We start from the raw sequence: 18,052 nt of genomic DNA, 5'->3' as shown, positions 1-18,052 counted from the left end.
CAGCATGCGACGCACCGCGCTCTCCCTCGGCCTGACCCTCCTCCTCGGCGCCTGCGCGGTGCCCTATTCCGGCACTGTCCCGCCGGTGCCGCCGCTGGCCGCCTATGGCGGTCAGACGCCAGCGCGCAATGCCATCAGCGGCGCGGCGGAAGCCTTCGGCAATACCGGCGTCCTTCTCGGCAAGCCCGCGGACGCCGCCGTCGCCGTCAGCCGGCTGGAATGGACCACTCTCGCAGTCGGCGCGGATCGCAGCTTCTTCAACTTCAGCGCCGGCACCCCTGCCGCACTCAGTGCCGCCCGCTACGAGGTGCGGCGCTATCTCGGCATCCAGACCGACGCCTCGGGAGTGGCCGTGATGAACGGGATGGAGGCCGCGGCCGCCGCGCTCGCTCGCGGGGACCGGGCCGCGGCGACGGCGGCCCTCCCGCCCCCGGTCTTCTCGCCGGACACGCTGGAGCGGCTCGGCACGATCACCCGCCTGCCCCAGGCCAACCTCGCCACCCGCCGCGCGCAGCGCGACATCGAATTCGGCCGTAGCGACGACATGGAACTCCGTTGACGCCCCCTTGGGTGACGGGGGCGGCCGCGCAGGGCATCCTGCGCGTCCCACGGTTCCGGATGCTTCCATGACGCGACGCCGCGCCCTTCTTCTTCTCGCCTCCCCGATCGTGCTGGGGGCGGCTGGGCTCGGCGGCTGCGCGGAGCTTCAGCGGCCGAACGTCCCCTGGCCTGTCCCGCCCGGCCTGCTTCCAGTAGACCAGGAGCCCGGCCGCGCTGCCGTGAACATCATGGCCCAGAGGATGCTCGGCGCCAGCAGCGGCATTAAGGACGAGCCCGGGCGCATCGCCCAGGCCGCCGGGCTGATGGAGTGGATGGCGGTGGAACTGAACAGGGCGCGCTGGAGCGCCGTGCCGCCCGATGCGCGCGCCGGCATCGGCCTCGCGCGGGACGAGATGCGCGGAGCGCTCGGGGCCGACCCGCTGGCCGACTCGCCGCGCCTCGCGGCGGCCCTTGCCGCGGCTTATCGAGCCCTGCGGAGCGGGAACCGTGCGGCCGCCGCGGCGGCCCTGCCCAGCAGCCTCTTCCCGCGGGGTGGCGATGCCACCCTGCTCCGCCTCAGCGATCCCGGCCCGCTCCCGCAGGGCGAGATCTCCACCACCTACCTCGCGGAGCGGGTGCGGGTGCTGGACGAGACGAACGGCTGGAGCGCCGACTTCGACACGCCCGTGCCAGCCGATCGCGGTGGACGCGGGCCTATCCCCCTGGCGTTCTGAGGAAGGCGGGGAGAGGAAGAACCCTTTTTCTTTCCCCCCCCCCCCCGAAGTCACCGGCGCGGGCCGCTCAGTCGCCCGCCATCACCTTCACATAGCTACCCGGCGCGTCCTCCAGCGCGGGCAAGCCGCCCTCACCAGGCTGGCGGGCGGGCACCATGCTGCGGTCCTGCGCCGTCACCCAGCGCTGCCAGTCCGGCCACCAGGAACCCGCAAGCTCCGTCGCCGTCTCAAACCAGTCGGAGGACTTCTCGGGGAAGGAGCCGTCGCGCACCCAGTGGCTGTACTTGCCGCTGTCCGGGGAGTTCACCACGCCTGCGATATGCCCGGACGCTGCGAGCACGAAGCGCACCGGCCCGGAGAAGAGGTGAGTAGCCTTGTAGCTGCTCTTCCAGGGCGCGATGTGGTCCTCGCGCGTCGCGAGGAAGTAGGAAGGCACCTTGATGTCGCGCAGGTCCAGCGCCACCCCGTCCAGCTCGACCCCGCCGGGCTTCACCAGGTCGTTCTGCTGATACATCCGCCGCAGGTAGAAGGAGTGCATCTTGGCCGGCATGCGCGTGGAATCGCCGTTCCAGAACAGCAGGTCGAAGGGGAAGGGCTCCTGCCCCAGCAGGTAGTTCTGCACGACGAAGGACCAGATGAGGTCGTTGGCGCGCAGCATGTTGAAGGTATCGGCCATTTCCGATCCTTCCAGGAATCCGCGCTGGCTCATCTTCGCCTCAATGGCCTGAAGCTGCTCCTCGTCGATGAAGACGCCGAGCTCGCCGGCCTCCTCGAAGTCGAGCATCGTCGTGAAGAAGGTGGCGGAGGCGACCCGGTCATCCCCCTTCTTCGCCATATGCGCGAGAGTCGAGGCGAGCAGCGTGCCGCCGAGGCAGTAGCCGATGGCGTTCACCTGCCGCTCCCCCGTCGCCTGCTGGATGGCGTCGAGCGCGGCATAGGGGCCGAGGCGCATGTAGTCGTCGAAGCCCATCTCGGCGAGCGACTCGTCCGGGTTCACCCAGGAGCAGACGAAGACCGTGTGGCCCTGGGAGACCGCCCAGCGCACGAAGGAGTTCTTCGGCCGAAGGTCGAGGATGTAGAACTTGTTGATCCAGGGCGGCAGGATCAGCAGCGGCCGCTTGAGCACCGTTTCGGTGGTCGGCGTGTACTGGATCAGCTCCATCAGCGCGTTGCGGTAGACCACCTTGCCGGGCGTCACCGCGATGTTCTCGCCGATCTTGAACTTGCTCTCGTCTGTCATGTTGATGCGGAGCTTGCCGTGCCCGCGCTCAAGGTCCGAGAGAAGGTTGGACAGGCCCTTAAGAAGGTTCTCGCCACCCGTCTCGGCGGTCTTCCGCAGCACCTCCGGGTTGGTCATCCAGAAATTCGTGGGGCTCATCGCGTCCACGAACTGGCGCGTGTAGAAATCCACCTTCTGCGCAGTCTTCGGCGGCAGCCCCTCCGCACCCTGCACCACGTTGGTGAAATAGCGGGAGGAGAGCAGGTAGGACTGCTTGATGAAGTCGAAGACCTCGTTCTCGCGCCAGGCGTCGTCCTTGAAGCGCTTGTCCCCCTTGCGCTCGGCGATCACCGGCTCGGCCTGGCCACCCATGATGCGGCGCGCGGTGTTCTGCCAGAGCGTGAGGTAGTCCTGCCAGAAGCCGATCTGCGCCTGCACGAGGCGCGCCGGGTTCGACATCAGCCGTGTCGTCATCTCGAGAAAGGCGTTGCCGATGTTCAACGGGTCCGCGCTAGGCCGGCCGTCGGCCTGGGCCTGGCGGCGCAGGAACTCGCCCACCAAGCGCTGCCCGCGCTCAGCCACGTCGGCCATGGTGCGGGTGACTAGGGCTGGGTCGGGCAGGCGGAAGTTTGGCGCCTCGGGTGGCGGGGGCGGCACCTCCTTCGGGGCGGCCGACGCAGGCGCGGCGGGGGCGGGGGGCGGCTCGGTGGGCGGCGCGGCTGGCCGCGGGACCTCGGCGCTTGGCGGCGGCGCCGCGGCAGGCATCTCGGCCTTCTGCTTAGGCGGTTCCGCGGCAGGCGCATGCAACTCAGGCAAGGGGGAGGAGGCCGCAACCGCCATGGCGATGCGCGAGGCCTCCGGCTCCGCCGCGGGCATGGCCGCACCCGGCGGGTTGGCTCGCACCATCGGAGCACGCTGGTCCTCCTCTGGCAGCAGGGGCACGGGCGCGGCAGCCTTCCCCCCGCGCGAGCCAGGGGACGAGGCAGGGGGCGCGACCGGCGCGGCCTCCTCGGCCTGGGCCACCGGCGCCTTCACCCGCTGGCCCTTCGGCACCGACTTCGCCACCACAGGCGCGGGCGGGCTGCCCTGTGTGGTCGCGCCGAGCGCCTCCGCACCCGACTGGGCGACTTCCGACGGAGTCCGGCCGCTCTTCCGCTTGTCGCTCATGCCTGGCTTTCCTCCTCTCTACCCGGTCGCCTACTGGGGCAGCCGGTAGAGCTCTCGTTACGTGGCTTCCGCCGGCGGTCATTCTGCGGCAAACCCCCCGGAGAGAGGAGCGTGCGATGCGAGAGAGGGCCATGCCGTCCCGGTCGGATGCCAGCCGGTTCATCGAAGCTAGGGACCTGGGTGGGGCGAAACAAGCGCACTCCCGTGCAGCGCAGGCGGCCGGCATCGGCGTATCGCTGGCCCTGGCCATGGCGCTCGGCGGCTGCATCGGCTCTCCCGGCGAGAGCGTCTTCGAGTTTTATCGCCAGATCAACGGCGAGGCCCTCGCGGGCCGCCCCCTGCCGCCCGGACTCGACAAAGGATCCCCAAACCTGGCGACCGTGCCTCAGCGCCCCTCCCGCGGGCCGTCGAGCGCGCGGGCGGAGCTGTCCACGCTGCTGGCCGCCAATCGCGCGGCGGCGGCGGCCCCGATCGTCCCAGGTGCCCCCGTGCCAGACCGCCCGGCGACGGAGGGGCTGGCCGCCGTGCCAGCCGCGCCGCCCGCGCCGCCGCGCCTCTCCGCCGCCCCGCGCATAGGCGCCGGGCCGGCCACCCTCCTCCTGCCCGGTACCGAGCCACCGAGGATCGAGGAGGAGGCCCCCACCGGGCCGCCCCCCACGCTCACCGCCCCCGCGGCACCCGATCTCGCTGCGCCACCCAGCTTCCCGTCCATCGCGCCTCGCGGGCGCTGACCGCCCCCGCTATTCTCGATCCCCACGACCCGACGAACAGAACGCCGAGCACCCGGACCATGACCGACGAGTTCCACCGCATCCGCCGCCTGCCGCCCTACGTCTTCGCGGAGGTCAACGCCGCCAAGGCCAAGGCCCGCGGCGCGGCAGAGGACGTGGTGGACCTTGGCATGGGCAATCCCGACAGCCCGACGCCGCCGCATATCGTGGCGAAGCTGATCGAGGCCGTGCAGGACCCACGCACCCACCGCTACTCCGCCTCCAAGGGCATTCCCGGGCTCCGTAAGGCCCACGCCGCCTACTACGCCCGCCGCTTCGGCGTGAAGCTGGACCCCGATACCGAGGTAATCGCGACCCTCGGCAGCAAGGAGGGACTGGCGAACCTTGCCCAGGCCATCTCCTCCCCGGGCGACACGATCCTCGTGCCGAACCCTTCCTACCCAATTCACCAGTTCGGCTTCCTGATCGCCGGCGCCTCCGTGCGCTCGATCCCCTACACGCCCGACGACGAGATGCTGCGCGCGATCGACCGCGCCGTGCGCCATTCCGTGCCTAAGCCCACGGCCGTCATCGTCAATTTCCCGTCGAACCCAACGGCGCTGGTGGCAAGCATCGAGTTCTACCGCGAGCTCGTCGCCTTCTGCCGCAAGCACGAGATCTACATCCTCTCCGACCTCGCCTATGCGGAGCTTTACTACGGCACCACCCCGCCGCCCTCCGTGCTGGAGGTCGAGGGCGCAAAGGACGTGACGGTGGAGTTCACCTCTATGTCCAAGACCTACAACATGCCGGGCTGGCGCATGGGCTTCGCGGTGGGCAACCCGAAGCTGATCGCGGCGCTGACGCGGGTGAAGTCCTACCTCGATTACGGCGCCTTCACGCCGATCCAGGTGGCGGCGACGGCGGCGCTGAACGGCCCTCAGGACTGCATCGCGGAGATGCGTGCCCTCTACAAGGATCGCCGCGACGTACTGGTGAAGGGCCTGCGCCAGGCCGGCTGGGACGTGCCCTCGCCGGACGCCTCCATGTTCATCTGGGCGCCGATCCCCGAGCGCTTCCGCCATCTCGGCAGCGTCGAGTTCTCCAAGCTGCTCCTCGCCCGCGCGAAGGTGGCGGTGGCGCCGGGCATCGGCTTCGGCGAGCACGGCGACGACCATGTCCGCATCGCGCTGGTGGAGAACAACCACCGCATCCGCCAGGGCTTGCGCGGCATCCGCTCCTTCCTGCAGGGAGACAACGCCGCGCCCGCCATGGACGAGGCCGCGAAAGAGGACGCCGTCCGCGCATGACCCGTCCCCTTGCGGTTGCCGTCGCCGGCCTCGGCACGGTCGGTGCGGGCGTGCTCGGCCTGCTGCGCCAGAACGCGGAGATCGTGGCCGCCCGCGCGGGCCGGCGCATCGCCGTCACCGCCGTCTCCTCCCGCGACCGCACGCGCGACCGCGGCATCAGCCTCGATGGACTGCGCTGGTATGACGACCCTGTCGCGCTGGCCAACGATCCTGCCGTGGATGTGGTGGTGGAAACCATTGGCGGCAGCGAGGGCCCGGCGCGCGCGCTCATCCAGGCGGCGCTGGCGGCCGGGAAGCCCGTGGTCACCGCCAACAAGGCGCTGCTTGCGATCCACGGCGCCGAGTTGGCGGAGCAGGCGGCAAAGTCCGGCGTCCCGCTCGCCTTCGAGGCCGCGGTGGCCGGCGGCATCCCCGCCATTAAGGCCATCCGCGAGGGCTTGGCCGGCAACCGCATCTCCCGCGTCACCGGCATCCTGAACGGCACCTGCAACTACATCCTGACGCAGATGCGCGAGCGGGGGCGGGAGTTCGCGGAGGCGCTGAGCGAGGCGCAGAAGCTCGGCTACGCGGAAGCCGACCCGACCTTCGACGTGGACGGCATCGACGCCGCCCACAAGCTGGCCATCCTCGCGGCCCTCGCCTTCGGCCGCCCGGTCGATTTCGCGGCCGTGCATGTGGAGGGCATCCGCGCCGTCTCCGCGCTCGACATCCGCCTCGCCGAGGAACTCGGCTACCGCATCAAGCTGCTGGGCATCGCCTCCTGCTCGGAAGGGGGCGTGGAGACGCGCGTGCATCCCTGCATGGTGCCGGCGAGCCACCCCGTGGCCACTGTGGACGGGGTCTTCAACGCCGTGGTGGCCGAGGGCGACCATGTCGGCCGCGTAGTTCTCGTCGGCCGCGGCGCCGGCGCGGGCCCCACGGCCAGTGCCGTGGTTTCCGACCTCATCGACATCGCGCGCGGTCGCCACACGCCGGTCTGGGGTGCGGAATCCTTCTCCGCGCTTCCCTCGGTTGGCATGGAGCGCCACGCGGGCGCCTACTACCTCCGCTTGATGGTGGTGGACCGCCCCGGCGTGATCGCGGACGTGACTGGCGTGCTGCGCGATGCCGGAATCTCGCTCGAATCGATGCTTCAGCGCGGCCGCGCGCCCGGTGAGGCCGTGCCGGTCGTCGTCACCACGCATGAGGCCCGCGAGGTCGCGATGCGCGAGGCCCTGGCCCGCATTGCCGCCCTCGACGCCGTTCTCGAACCCCCCGCCCTCATCCGGATCGAAACACCATGAGCATCAACCCCGACGCCCCGTTGCAGAGCGACCGCAACCTCGCGATGGAGCTGGTCCGCGTGACCGAGGCCGCCGCCATCTCCGCCTCCCGTTGGATCGGCCGCGGCGACAAGAACGCGGCCGACGGTGCCGCCGTGGACGCCATGCGCCGCGCCTTCGACAGCGTCGCCATCACCGGCACCGTGGTGATCGGCGAGGGCGAGATGGACGAGGCGCCGATGCTCTATATCGGCGAGAAGGTCGGCTCGGGCGGCCCCGAGGTGGACATCGCGGTGGACCCGCTGGAGGGCACCGCCATCTGCGCCCGCGGCATGCCCAACGCCATCGCGACCCTGGCGGTCGCAGAGAAGGGCGGCTTCCTGCACGCCCCCGACATCTACATGGACAAGCTGGCCGTCGGCCCCGGCCTGCCCGAGGGCGTGGTGCATATCGACGCCAGCCCGAAGGAGAACCTCCGGAACCTCGCCCAGGCTAAGAAGGCCTCGATCGAGGACCTGGTCGTCTGCACGCTCGACCGCGACCGCCACAAGGAGATCATCCGCGCCTGCCGCGAGGCCGGGGCGCGCATCATGCTGATCCCCGACGGCGACGTGGCCGGCGTCGTTGCCTGCTCCCAGCCTGAGGCGGGGGTGGATATGTATATCGGCTGGGGCGGCGCGCCCGAGGGCGTGCTGGCGGCCGCTGCGCTGCGCTGCATCGGCGGCCAGATGCAGGGCCGGCTCATCTACGAGGACGACACCCAGCGCGAGCGCGCGAAGTCCATGGGCATCACCGACCCCGACCGCATCTTCAACGTCGAGGACATGGCCCGCGGTGACGTGATGTTCTCCGCCACCGGCGTCACCACGGGCGCGATGCTGCGCGGCGTGCGGCGCACGGCCACCAGCGCGGTCACCCACTCGATCGTCATGCGGAGCAAGACCGGCACGGTCCGCTACATCGAGGGGCACCACAACTTCACCATCAAGCCGAACGTCTTCGTTGCCTGATCTTCCGCACCCGGACGCCGTCCTCGGCGTCACGCGCAGCGCCACCGGCCGCCGCTGGATCTGGCGCGAGAGCGACGCTCGTACGGGCCTCGCCATCGCCCAGCGCCTGGCGGTGCCGGAACTCGTCGGCCGCCTTCTCGCGGCGCGCGGCGTCGGCGTGGAGAACGCGGCCGACTTCCTCGAGCCGCGGCTGCGCGCCGCCATGCCCGACCCCTCCTGCCTGCGCGACATGGACCGCGCGGCCGAGCGCCTAGCGGAGGCCGTGCGGGCGGGGGAGAAGGTGGCCGTTTTCGCCGACTACGACGCGGATGGCGCCTGCGCGGGCGCGCTGATCACGCGCGTCCTGCGAGACCTCGGCGCCATCGTCACCCATTACGTGCCGGATCGCATCAAGGAGGGCTACGGCCCCAACGCGCCGGCCATCGCTGCGCTTTGCGATGCGGGCGCGACGCTCATCGTCTGCGTGGACTGCGGCATTGCCGCCCATGACGCGCTGGCGGCGGCGCAGGGAAGGGCGGACGTGGTGGTGCTGGACCACCACAAGGCCGAGGGCCCACCGCCGCCAGTCCTGGCTACGGTGAACCCGAACCGGCTGGACTGCGACTCCGGCCTTCGCACGCTCTGCGCCGGTGCTATTTGCTTCATGACTGCGGTCGCGCTTCACCGCAGTCTCCGCAAGTCGGGCTTCTTCGAGAACCGCGCCGAGCCGCCCCTGCTCGACCTGCTGGACCTCGTAGCCACCGCCACCATCTGCGACGTGATGCCCCTTACCGGCCTCAACCGCGCGCTCGTCGCCCAGGGCCTGCGCGTCATGGCTCGCCGCTCCCGTCCGGGCGTGGCCGCCCTGCTGGAGGTGGCAGGGGTGAAGGACATACCCAGCGCCCAGTCCCTTGGCTTCGGCCTCGGCCCGCGCCTCAACGCCTCCGGGCGTATCGGGGAGAGCGACCTCGCGCTGCGCCTCCTGTTGGAGGAGGATCCGCTAGAGGCCCGCGCCATGGCCGAGCGCCTGGACACCACCAACCGTCGCCGCCAGGAGGTGGAGGCGGAGGTGATGGAAACCGCTCTTCGCATGGCCGCCGCCGCCGCCGCCGCCGGTGACCCCGTGCTGCTCATCCTGGGGGAGGGGTGGCACCCCGGCGTCGTCGGTATCGTCGCCGGGCGGGTGAAGGAGCGCTTCAACCGCCCAGCGATCGTGGCGGGGCTGGCGGATGGTATCGCCAAGGGCTCCGGCCGCTCCGTGCCGGGCATCGACCTGGGCGCTGCCGTCATCGCCGCGCGCCAGGCAGGAATGCTGCTGACGGGCGGCGGCCACGCCATGGCCGCGGGCCTTTCCTTCCGCGCGGAGCGGCTGGAGGAGGTCCGCGCCTTCCTCAACGACCGCCTCTCCCGCGCCGCCGAGCTGCCGGACGCCGCCGCCCTGATGGTGGAGGGCACGCTGAGCGTCGCGGCAGCCAACACCGCCATGGCGGAGCAGGTCGCCCGCCTCGCTCCTTTCGGCACCGGCAACGAGGAACCCCTCTTCGCCCTTCGCCACGCCCGCGTGGTGCGCGCGGACCGCGTGGGAAAGGAGGGCGCGACGATCCGCCTCTTCCTGGAAGGGGAGGGGGGCGCGCGGCTGAAGGCCGTGGCCTTCCGCGCGAAGGAGGGACCGCTCGCCGAGCTTCTGCTGGGCCCGCGCAAGGTGCCGCTGCACCTCTGCGGCGTGCTCCGGGCAGAAAGCTGGAACGGCGAGGTCTCAACCTGCCTTCATGTGCAGGACGCAGCTCCGGCCTGAGAGGCCAATCTAGGGGTTCCGGGTTGTTCGCGACCCCGCATGGCTTTAACTCGGCCCCCTGAGCCCCCACCGACCCCTGGGACGGCGCGGGGCCCCCGCGCCGCACAGACCGCGGAGTGCCCATGCCGCCTGCCCGTTTCCTGCTCCCCCTCCTGCTCCTCGCCGGCTGTGGCAATAGCTACTCGGCCGATACCTATGCCACGCGCGCGGTGCAGCAGGTTAATCCGGTTCAGCAGGGCGTCATCATTGGCGCGCGCGAGGTCGCGATCTCCGCCGACGGCGCGACGGGCGCGGCGGTGGGCGCGGCCGCTGGCGGACTCGTCGGCGGTGCCGCGACCGGCAGCCACCTGACCTCCGCCCTGGCCGGGGTTGGCGGTGGCCTCGTCGGCGGCCTGCTGGGCACCGCGACCGAGCGCGTCGTGAACGACAACCGTGGCACCGAATACATCGTCCGCCGTACAAACGGGGAACTGGTGAACGTTACGCAGCGCGACGTGCCGCCGCTGCCGATCGGCCAGAAGGTGCTCGTGATCGCCGGCGCCCAGGCGCGAATCGTGCCTGATTATACCGTGGCCGATCCCGTGGCGGCCAAGCCTGCCGGCCAAGCCCCTGCGGTGGTGGAAGCGCCTGTGCGGGCCGACCCGCCCGCAGCCACCAGCACGCCCGCCCCTGCCGCGGCAGCGTCCGGGACGGCGGCCGGCAGTGCGCCCGCCGCAGGGCCGGAGCCGGCAGCCTCTCCCGCCTCCGCTCCTTCCCCACGGGCACCGCTCGTGCCGCCCGATACACCGCTCGCCCTCTGACGTGTCGACGCGGGTGCTGGACGCCGGCGTCTCGGCATTGTAGTGACGCCCCCGCCCCCTTTCAGGTGGGCTCTGGCCTGTCCCGTTCGTCTAGAGGCCTAGGACGCGGCCCTTTCAAGGCTGCAACACGGGTTCGAATCCCGTACGGGACGCCAGCCGCTCTCAAGTGGCTGTTGTACACAGAAACATGCGAATCAATGGCTTCCCAAGCGCCCAGTGGCACAAAGGAGTCCTACAACGGATACCATCCGTGATGTATTTGCATCGACATCCACGAACCGGGGTCTACTGGTTTCGCCGAGCCGTGCTGCTCGCGGATGGCGACGAACTGCAGCTTTAAGAGCCGCAAGATGCAGTTTCGTGACAGCTTGAAACCTAACCGCGGCTTCGGACGCGGCGGCTTCAGACATGAGGGCCAAGTAGTAGTACCTGGTCACGGCGTAAACCAAAAGAGAAGGCGCTTTGGATCGTGCGGCAGAAGCTCTCCACGAACCAAGCCATCGGCGTGGAGCATCTGTGGCCAAGTGAGGATCGCCCGGCTTCGGCTGGGGCCGCAGCTTGGCCGCGAAGTCCGAGCCAAGCTTGCGGCACCAGCACCGGATGCTCTCGTGGGTGACGGTGATGTCCCGCTCCGCTACGATCAGCTCCACGCCCTACAGGCTCAGGCTGAACACGTGATAGAGCTAGGCCGTGCGGCTTGATCTCGGCCGGAAAGCGATAACCGGCAGAGCTGGGGGCAAGCACGAGGGCAGTCATCCTACCCGACCCTTTGGTAGTGGTCCGCTCGGGCAAGCTGGCGGCCGACCAAGTTGACTGTGCCCTTTGCCTGCCCATGCGACAGTAATCATAAGGTGACGATCCTAACGCCGCAGGTTCTCAGTTCCGCCTTGTTTGCCGTCGTTGAAGGACTTTATAAATAGACGCGGCTGCTCGGTGAGTGGCTACAGAGTCTCAGCCGAAATGGAACAACTCGCCGCGGCCGCATGAGCCTTGATCTGTGTCCACTCCAGCAGGAGAAGGGCCACATGGCGATAGACGAGCCCGTACCGGCCTGGCGCGGCCATGAGGCTCTACACCGCACCGTGGGAGAGTTCGCGGACCCGGCAAAGCAATGGGAGCTGGTGGTGCAGTGCGCCGGCCCATGCACGAGGCGACGCTGCTTCGTGGCAGATTTAGTGCCGGATCTTTCCCCTGACCTGACATGGATGGAAGCCATAGCGAAGTTCCGTTGCTGCCAGTGTGGCGCCCAAGTCGACATCGCGGGTCTGGCTGCACCCCCAGCAACACCTGGAAAGGATGGAACTTGGTTGCTACTCCGGTTCGGCGTGGGACAGTGACGAAGTTGAGCGCGCGTCGTCGTGCGCCCTCGGTGAGTGGACAGGCTCAGGTCGCCATGGCGACCACCTGCTGGGCGTGTTTAACCCTCGAAATGCACCGAGTTGAGAGTGCTCAAGGGCGCTGTTGCGCAAATCAAGCTAGGGGCGTGTGTTTACCCTTCCCGCTTTGCTCAGGCGCGGGCGACGGTGTCGGGCATACCAAGGGCGTTGAAGGTGTTGAGGATGGCGGAGCGGATTTGGACCTCGGCAACCTGACGGGCTGGATCACGGGCTGATAGTCGCTCGCCAAGGCGTTTAAGGCGCGACATGGCGGTCTCGGCGAGACTGCGCCAGTCATAGCCGCTCCAGTGCTTCCAGAGACGACGTCCAAGGCGTTTGATGGCGCGCAGGCTCTCGTTGCGCTCCTTCGCACCGGTGGTTCGCGCCTTCCAGGGTTTGCCGTTGCGCCGGGGTGGCACAACCAGGGCCGCCTCGCGAGAGGTAGAGGCCTCGTAGACGCCACGGGTGTCATAGGCCCCATCACCGCTGATAACGCCGATCCGCTCCCCCTTGGGCACCTGCGCCAGCAAGTCCGGCACGATCTCGCCGTCTCCGTGCCGGTGGTCGGTCATCTCCACGGCCCGTACCTCATGGCTGTCCGCGTCGATCACCAGATGCACCTTGCACCAGATCCGCCGCTTGTCGGCACCGTGCTTCCTGACCTTCCACTCGCCCTCGCCCAGCACCTTGAGCCCTCTGCTATCGATGACGAGGTGCAGCGGCCCACCCCGAGGGCGGTAGGGAATAGCGACGGTCAGGCTCTTCTGACGCCGCGAGAGGGTGCTGTAATGAGGCATCGGCCATTCCAGCCCCGCCAGCGGATCAGAGTGCCCGCCATGCCCTGGGCTGCCCGGAGCGGCAGCTGGAAGAGCACCTTCATCGTCAGCACCGCTTGAATCGCCGCATCACTGAACGTTGGTGGCCGGCCGCGCCGACCCGTGCCCTCGGCGGCATGCCATGCCAAGTCAGGTGAGATCCAAACCGTAAGGTCACCCCGTGCGATCAGGCCCCCGTCGTACTCACGCCAGTTCCGTGTCCGATAGCGCGTCTTCGGGCGTCCGCCTCGGGCCAGTGCCTTGCTCATGCAGGCCTACCAGCAAGGTTTGTGCAACAAGGCCTTACTCAACGAGCCTTTCGCTTCCGCTCGAAAGGTAATCCGAAAGTAGGAGGCCGACGACGTGCAGGCGCCTGATGAGCGGAGTGGAGGCCTCAGAACGAGCGTGAATGCCTGCGTCAATCGCCCCTCACCGCCGAGGCCCTCTCATCAGGACGAGGAGCTTGGGGAAGGCAGCGAGCACGTCATCGATCGGCCAGGGATAAAAAAGATTACAATGCTACGTTGCTTTGGTCATAATCGACGTCAGCACGCAGCGTCCGGCCTAGTTCGTGCCTGACCAGTTTGAACACGGAATTACTTGTCCCGCGCTATTCCCTACTACCTTGCATCAAGCAAGGAGCAGAGCACAGGAGCCGACCATGGATGGGAAGGTAGGTGAGACGGTCGCGAGCGGCGGCTGCCCTGTCATGCACGGCGCCGGAAGGAAGAGCCGCCCGACGAACCGTCAGTGGTGGCCGGAAAACCTGAGCCTGACGGGCCTCAATCAGCACTCGCCGCGCTCGAATCCGTTGGGCGGAGACTTCGATTATGCCGCCGAGTTCGAGACGCTCGACCTCGATGCTGTCATCGCTGACCTCACCGCGCTCATGACCGACTCGCAGGACTGGTGGCCGGCCGATTTCGGTCATTACGGGGGCCTCTTCATCCGTCTTGCTTGGCACTCTGCCGGCACCTACCGCATTACCGACGGCCGCGGCGGCGCCGGCGGCGGCCAGCAGCGCTTCGCGCCGCTCAACTCGTGGCCTGACAACGCGAGCCTTGATAAAGGGCGCCGCCTCCTGTGGCCGATCAAGCAGAAGTACGGCCGCAAGCTTTCCTGGGCGGATCTCTTCGTGCTCGTCGGGAACGTCGCGCTTGAATCCATGGGCTTCAAGACCTTCGGCTTCGCCGGCGGCCGCGCCGACACCTGGGAGCCCGAGGAGCTGTTCTGGGGCCCCGAGGGTACCTGGCTGGGCGATGAACGCTACTCGGGCGAGCGTCAGCTCCACCCCGGGCTCGGTGCTGTCCAGATGGGTCTCATCTATGTCAATCCCGAGGGCCCTAACGGCAGGCCCGATCCGGCCGGCTCGGCGCGCGACATACGCGAGACCTTCGGCCGCATGGCAATGAACGACGAGGAGACGGTCGCCCTGATCGCGGGCGGCCATACCTTCGGCAAGACGCACGGTGCCGGCGATCCGTCATTCCTCGGCACCGAGCCGGAGGGCTCGGTGATCGAGGACCAGGGCCTCGGCTGGCGCTCGAAGTTCGAAACGGGTGTGGGCCCGCATGCCATCACCTCCGGGCTCGAGGTCATCTGGAGCCAGACGCCCACCCGGTGGTCGAACCGCTATTTCGAAAACCTCTACAAGTACGAGTGGGAACTGACAGAGAGCCCGGCGGGCGCCAAGCAGTGGGTGGCGAAGGACGCCCCGGAGGACGTGCCCGACCCCTTCGATCCGAACAAGAAGCGCCGCCCGACGATGCTCACCACGGATCTCGCGCTGCGCGCGGATCCTGAATACGACAAGATCTCGCGTCGCTTCCTGGAGAACCCGGACCAATTCGCGGATGCCTTCGCCCGCGCCTGGTTTAAGCTTACTCACCGCGACATGGGACCCGTCGGTCGCTATCTCGGCAAGCTCGTGCCGAAGGAGACGCTGATCTGGCAGGATCCTATCCCGGCGCTCGACCATCCGGTCGTCGATGAGGCGGACGTCGCGGCGCTGAAGGAGAAGATTCTCAGCTGCGGCCTCACCGTGCCGCAACTCGTCTCGACTGCGTGGGCATCGGCCTCGACTTTTCGGGGATCGGACAAGCGCGGTGGTGCCAACGGCGCGCGCATCCGCTTCGCGCCCCAGAAGGATTGGGACGTCAACAAGCCCGCCGAGCTTGCCGACGTGCTCGGTAAGCTGGAGAGGATCCGGTCCGAGTTCGAGAGCTCGGCAGAAGGCGGCAAGAAGCTCTCGATGGCCGACCTCATCGTGCTCGCTGGCTGTTCGGGCGTCGAGAAGGCGGCGAAGGACGCGGGCGTCGAAGTGACGGTGCCGTTCACGCCGGGCCGCATGGATGCTCTGGAGGAGTGGACCGACGCCCAGTCCTTCGAGGCACTCAAGCCGGCAGCCGACGGCTTCCGCAACTACTACTGGGACGGCTGCTTCATGGCCCCCGAGGAGGCACTGGTCGACAAGGCTCAGCTCCTCCGCCTATCCGTTCCCGAGATGACGGTGCTGGTGGGCGGCATGCGCGTGCTGGGCACGAATTTCGACGGCTCGAGGGACGGTGTCTTCACCGATAAGGTTGGCGCGCTTACCAACGACTTCTTTGCCAACTTGCTCGACATGAAGACCGAGTGGACGGCGACGGAAGACAAGAACCATTTCCAGGGACTCGACCGGAAGACCAAGCAGCCGACTTACACAGCCACCCGTGTGGACCTGATCTTTGGCTCGCATTCTGAGCTGCGCGCGCAGGCGGAGGTCTACGCCTCGTACGACGCAAAGGAGAAGTTCGTGCGAGATTTCGTGGCAGCGTGGAACAAGGTCATGAATGCCGATAGACTTGACATGCAGAAGCCTGCCGACGCTTTCAGCCAGAAGCTTTCTGCAGACTGAGTTGTCGGTGCCGTGAGGTGGCGACATGGCGGAACTGTAGTGCGTCCGGCTGATGAGGCAGCTGGCTGCGCTACTCAGGCGGCCAAGGGTAGGTTGGCCGACGAGCATTGAGCAAGGCTGCGGTGCTCGGCGCGGATCTGGTTCGGGGTACGGTAGCAGTGCCGGGCAACGAGCCAGGCCGCGCTGTAGTGGGGGACGAACTCCTGCAAGCCGCGGCATCGCTCTTCGATGGTGTCGAAGGTGTGCACCCAAAGGAAGTTCTCCTTCAGGCTGCGCATGAAGCGTTCGGCGGCACCGTTGCCCTCTGGCTGTTGGACGAAGGAGCGCGAGCTCTCGATGCCGAGGGAGGCGATCTCGTGTCGGAAGTCGCCTGACATGTGGTTGAAGCCGTGGTCGTGGCGCAGGGCGAGACTCCTGGCTGCGTCCTTCTCGATGCGGCCGAAGAGGCGCAACACACTCTGGCGCACTGGCTCAAGCGCCTTGAAGAGGTTAGCTGAACGGGCGGCATGGCGGCCGATGCGCTCGCCGGAGCAGTAGTCAACGGCGACGAACACCCGATCCCGGCCCTGCTTCAGGGTGACCGTCTCAGTCATATCCGTTCTCCACATCACGTCCGAGGTCGTGGTGGTGATGGTTTCTCGTAAGCGCGCCTCTCCGGGCGGCCGACCCGGTGCGGCGCTAGCAGCCTGGGCTGACCCATCAGGCACCAGACCAGCCGGGCCGAGATGCGGATGTCGGCATGACGCAGGCGGACCGAGATCTCCGGTAGCCCTCGCCATGCGCGCGAGCCGAGGGTCTGGGCGCGAAGGTGCTCGAGCAACGCGGCATCGGAGCAGGCATCGACTGGGGCTCGGCGTGGCGGACCGGCCAGGGCCGGGGGGCGGGCGCCGCGCAATGGCGGTAAGCTGTGGCGCGGGAGAGATGCCAAACCCGAGCGACCCGGGCCAGGCCGTAGGCGTGGCTCATGGCTAGGGAGATGACCTGACTCACCGCCTCAACCCCCAGCGGTCCAAAGAGCGGTCGCCCTCCAGAACCGCAATCTTCCGCTCCAGCGGCTCACCGCGCAGCGGGCGGGGGGGCGGCCACCCGCCTACCCGGAAGTGAGCCGCTGCGGTAAGCTGGCGGCAGGCCAACTTAACGGTGCCACCCTGCCGCACCTGCGCTTCTGAATCCAATCGCATCCGAGCACCTGATCAGCGCCTTGATGGACGTCGTGCGCGCCGTAGCTCATTTTAGCATTGACAGGAAGATGGCATCAGAGATGCAGGATCTGATCAGCACCTCGGCGGTGCTAGACCTGAGATCCTCGCGGACGCGGCCCGCTACGATCAGCTTCTCCGCGTGCTGCTGCCATGTCTCAGCACGGACGGACGCTAATGCACGGACAGCAGCGAGCGCTTCCTCCAAGAGAACGGCAAACTCTTCCTTGCTCAGCTCGGGGTCTGCTTCTCGCATTTGGTCGAGCGCATCGTGGAAGCGGTCGGACAGGGTGGTGATCGGATCAGCAGCCTTGAGCATCGGATGTGTCCCTTGCCAGAGATTGCGGGTCAGGAGCGGCGGGGCGCCACCATCGGCAGTCGCCTTTGTTCACCTGCCGATGTTCTGAACAGCCCGTACTTTGCAATCCGTGATCTCATCCCCTGGTTTGCAATCCTCTCCGGCCTGACCGTTAGGCGCCGCAGCATCGACGGCAGACGGTACGAAGGCTTATGCCGCATGCTATCCTCCCTGGGTCGATGGGATCGAAAAAGATGTGCAGCTTCGTCAAACGTCAGCACGTCTATGACGAGCGCAGTGCATTGACGCAGCATGTTGAGCACAGATCTTCCTTTCCTGGAGAGCATGGCGGCTAACACAATCAGGTTCATGTCTTGATCGGCGCAAACCGACGTCGTCTGCTTAGTCAGTGCGTGTGGCCGCCAGCATATCCCTTCCTCGAGCTAGGCTTTTGCTCCATCGCGGATGCGGCCTCGCCCATGATGGCTTGTATCTCGCGCGCCAGGGCGGTGCCCTTGCTCGTGCGCTGTACGAGCACGGAGCGGCGGTCCTGCGGGTCGGTCTTGCGGCGGGTGAGCTCGAACTTGCTCAGCCGGTCCAACCCGCGGGTGACTGAGGCTTTCGGGACGTTCAGCGCCGAGGCCAAGCCGCGAACGGTATGCGGTCCCTCGCCGAGATGGACGATTAAGAAGATGCTGAGCTGCCGTGCCGTGAGGTCCGGTCCATCACGGCGAACGAGGGAGACAATGGTCTCCCGTAGGATCTCGATAAACTGGTCGGGCGTGCCTTGCACGATCATCGATCTCCTACCTCAAGGTTCCCGAAGGGGCCGGGTGCTTAGGCACCCAGCCGTTGTTGCGTCACTCGCAGGTGGCGCGGTGATGCCTCGCTGAAGCCTCGGCTCAGGCGAGCGGCTTCGTGCTCCTGCGGCTGCGGACGAGA

General features: G+C 68.0%; 13 protein-coding genes, 1 tRNA gene and 1 pseudogene. 10 read left to right on the top strand and 5 right to left on the bottom strand.

The genetic code is table 11. The features are described 5' to 3' along the window. The first annotated feature begins 4 nt into the window (after positions 1 to 4). Positions 5 to 559: a hypothetical protein gene (locus tag D9599_RS23510; protein ID WP_198383734.1), complete on the top strand. Its 555-nt coding sequence runs from the start codon at positions 5 to 7 to the stop codon at positions 557 to 559. A 67-nt stretch (positions 560 to 626) separates the two neighbouring features. Then, positions 627 to 1,274: a hypothetical protein gene (locus D9599_RS23505; protein WP_198383733.1), complete on the top strand. Its 648-nt coding sequence runs from the start codon at positions 627 to 629 to the stop codon at positions 1,272 to 1,274. 67 nt (positions 1,275 to 1,341) lie between these two features. Here the strand turns inward: D9599_RS23505 and D9599_RS23500 are convergent, their stop codons facing one another. After that, positions 1,342 to 3,084 carry an alpha/beta hydrolase gene (locus D9599_RS23500; protein ID WP_232480829.1) on the bottom strand — a complete coding sequence of 581 codons (1,743 nt, stop codon included), beginning with the start codon at positions 3,082 to 3,084 and terminating at the stop codon, positions 1,342 to 1,344. A gap of 707 nt (positions 3,085 to 3,791) precedes the next feature. Between D9599_RS23500 and D9599_RS23495 the strand changes: the two genes are divergently transcribed. The 7 genes from D9599_RS23495 (at position 3,792) to D9599_RS23465 (ending at position 10,681) form a co-directional block, all read left to right on the top strand. Beyond that, the gene (locus D9599_RS23495) at positions 3,792 to 4,391 is read left to right on the top strand and encodes a hypothetical protein (RefSeq protein ID WP_198383732.1); all 600 of its coding nucleotides are present in this window, start codon (positions 3,792 to 3,794) and stop codon (positions 4,389 to 4,391) included. Positions 4,392 to 4,450: 59 nt separating this feature from the next. Next, positions 4,451 to 5,680, top strand: a complete 1,230-nt coding sequence (locus D9599_RS23490; protein WP_198383731.1) for an LL-diaminopimelate aminotransferase — start codon at positions 4,451 to 4,453, stop codon at positions 5,678 to 5,680. After that, on the top strand, positions 5,677 to 6,963 hold the full coding sequence (locus D9599_RS23485; protein WP_198383730.1) for a homoserine dehydrogenase: 1,287 nt from the start codon (positions 5,677 to 5,679) through the stop codon (positions 6,961 to 6,963). Before D9599_RS23490 ends, D9599_RS23485 begins: the two co-directional genes overlap by 4 nt. Further along, positions 6,960 to 7,952, top strand: coding sequence for a class II fructose-bisphosphatase (gene glpX / locus D9599_RS23480; protein ID WP_198383729.1), 993 nt, complete (start codon positions 6,960 to 6,962; stop codon positions 7,950 to 7,952). The genes D9599_RS23485 and glpX overlap by 4 nt, the downstream gene beginning before the upstream one ends. Then, positions 7,945 to 9,726, top strand: coding sequence for a single-stranded-DNA-specific exonuclease RecJ (gene recJ / locus D9599_RS23475; RefSeq protein WP_232480824.1), 1,782 nt, complete (start codon positions 7,945 to 7,947; stop codon positions 9,724 to 9,726). The genes glpX and recJ overlap by 8 nt, the downstream gene beginning before the upstream one ends. A 122-nt stretch (positions 9,727 to 9,848) precedes the next feature. Next, the gene (locus D9599_RS23470) at positions 9,849 to 10,526 is read left to right on the top strand and encodes a hypothetical protein (RefSeq protein WP_198383728.1); all 678 of its coding nucleotides are present in this window, start codon (positions 9,849 to 9,851) and stop codon (positions 10,524 to 10,526) included. Positions 10,527 to 10,605: 79 nt separating this feature from the next. Further along, positions 10,606 to 10,681 (top strand) — tRNA-Glu (locus D9599_RS23465). A 1,352-nt stretch (positions 10,682 to 12,033) separates the two neighbouring features. On the opposite strand, the pseudogene D9599_RS23460 reads toward D9599_RS23465, so the two are convergent. Next, positions 12,034 to 12,986, bottom strand: a pseudogene (locus D9599_RS23460) (IS5 family transposase). A gap of 392 nt (positions 12,987 to 13,378) precedes the next feature. Here D9599_RS23460 and katG point away from each other — a divergent pair. Then, entirely contained in the window at positions 13,379 to 15,613 is a 2,235-nt protein-coding gene (katG, locus tag D9599_RS23455) for a catalase/peroxidase HPI (RefSeq protein WP_198383727.1), read from the top strand. Between the two features lie 74 nt (positions 15,614 to 15,687). Here katG and D9599_RS23450 read toward each other — a convergent pair whose 3' ends face one another. From D9599_RS23450 to D9599_RS23440, 3 genes are all read right to left on the bottom strand, one after another. After that, a complete protein-coding gene (locus tag D9599_RS23450; RefSeq protein ID WP_198383726.1) occupies positions 15,688 to 16,206 on the bottom strand; it encodes a DDE-type integrase/transposase/recombinase in 519 nt (172 codons plus the stop codon). Between the two features lie 634 nt (positions 16,207 to 16,840). Beyond that, entirely contained in the window at positions 16,841 to 17,131 is a 291-nt protein-coding gene (locus tag D9599_RS23445) for a hypothetical protein (protein WP_198383725.1), read from the bottom strand. Positions 17,132 to 17,516: 385 nt separating this feature from the next. Continuing rightward, a complete protein-coding gene (locus D9599_RS23440) occupies positions 17,517 to 17,909 on the bottom strand; it encodes a MarR family transcriptional regulator (protein ID WP_198383724.1) in 393 nt (130 codons plus the stop codon). Positions 17,910 to 18,052 lie beyond the last annotated feature (143 nt).

Origin of the sequence: Roseomonas sp. KE2513, assembly GCF_016107305.1 — a bacterium.
Classification (GTDB): Bacteria; Pseudomonadota; Alphaproteobacteria; order Acetobacterales; family Acetobacteraceae; genus Roseomonas.
The sequence above is the reverse complement of the archived record's forward strand: the minus strand, read 5'-3'. Positions and strand labels throughout refer to the sequence as shown.

What these genes read in the sequence shown, in the direction of transcription:
- D9599_RS23510 (WP_198383734.1), top strand. Translation starts at nt 5, where the DNA reads ATGCGACGCACCGCGCTCTCCCTCGGCCTGACCCTCCTCCTCGGCGCC.
- D9599_RS23505 (WP_198383733.1), top strand. Translation starts at nt 627, where the DNA reads ATGACGCGACGCCGCGCCCTTCTTCTTCTCGCCTCCCCGATCGTGCTG.
- D9599_RS23500 (WP_232480829.1), bottom strand. Translation starts at nt 3,084, where the DNA reads ATGGCCGACGTGGCTGAGCGCGGGCAGCGCTTGGTGGGCGAGTTCCTG.
- D9599_RS23495 (WP_198383732.1), top strand. Translation starts at nt 3,792, where the DNA reads ATGCCGTCCCGGTCGGATGCCAGCCGGTTCATCGAAGCTAGGGACCTG.
- D9599_RS23490 (WP_198383731.1), top strand. Translation starts at nt 4,451, where the DNA reads ATGACCGACGAGTTCCACCGCATCCGCCGCCTGCCGCCCTACGTCTTC.
- D9599_RS23485 (WP_198383730.1), top strand. Translation starts at nt 5,677, where the DNA reads ATGACCCGTCCCCTTGCGGTTGCCGTCGCCGGCCTCGGCACGGTCGGT.
- glpX (WP_198383729.1), top strand. Translation starts at nt 6,960, where the DNA reads ATGAGCATCAACCCCGACGCCCCGTTGCAGAGCGACCGCAACCTCGCG.
- D9599_RS23470 (WP_198383728.1), top strand. Translation starts at nt 9,849, where the DNA reads ATGCCGCCTGCCCGTTTCCTGCTCCCCCTCCTGCTCCTCGCCGGCTGT.
- katG (WP_198383727.1), top strand. Translation starts at nt 13,379, where the DNA reads ATGGATGGGAAGGTAGGTGAGACGGTCGCGAGCGGCGGCTGCCCTGTC.
- D9599_RS23450 (WP_198383726.1), bottom strand. Translation starts at nt 16,206, where the DNA reads ATGACTGAGACGGTCACCCTGAAGCAGGGCCGGGATCGGGTGTTCGTC.
- D9599_RS23445 (WP_198383725.1), bottom strand. Translation starts at nt 17,131, where the DNA reads ATGCTCAAGGCTGCTGATCCGATCACCACCCTGTCCGACCGCTTCCAC.
- D9599_RS23440 (WP_198383724.1), bottom strand. Translation starts at nt 17,909, where the DNA reads ATGATCGTGCAAGGCACGCCCGACCAGTTTATCGAGATCCTACGGGAG.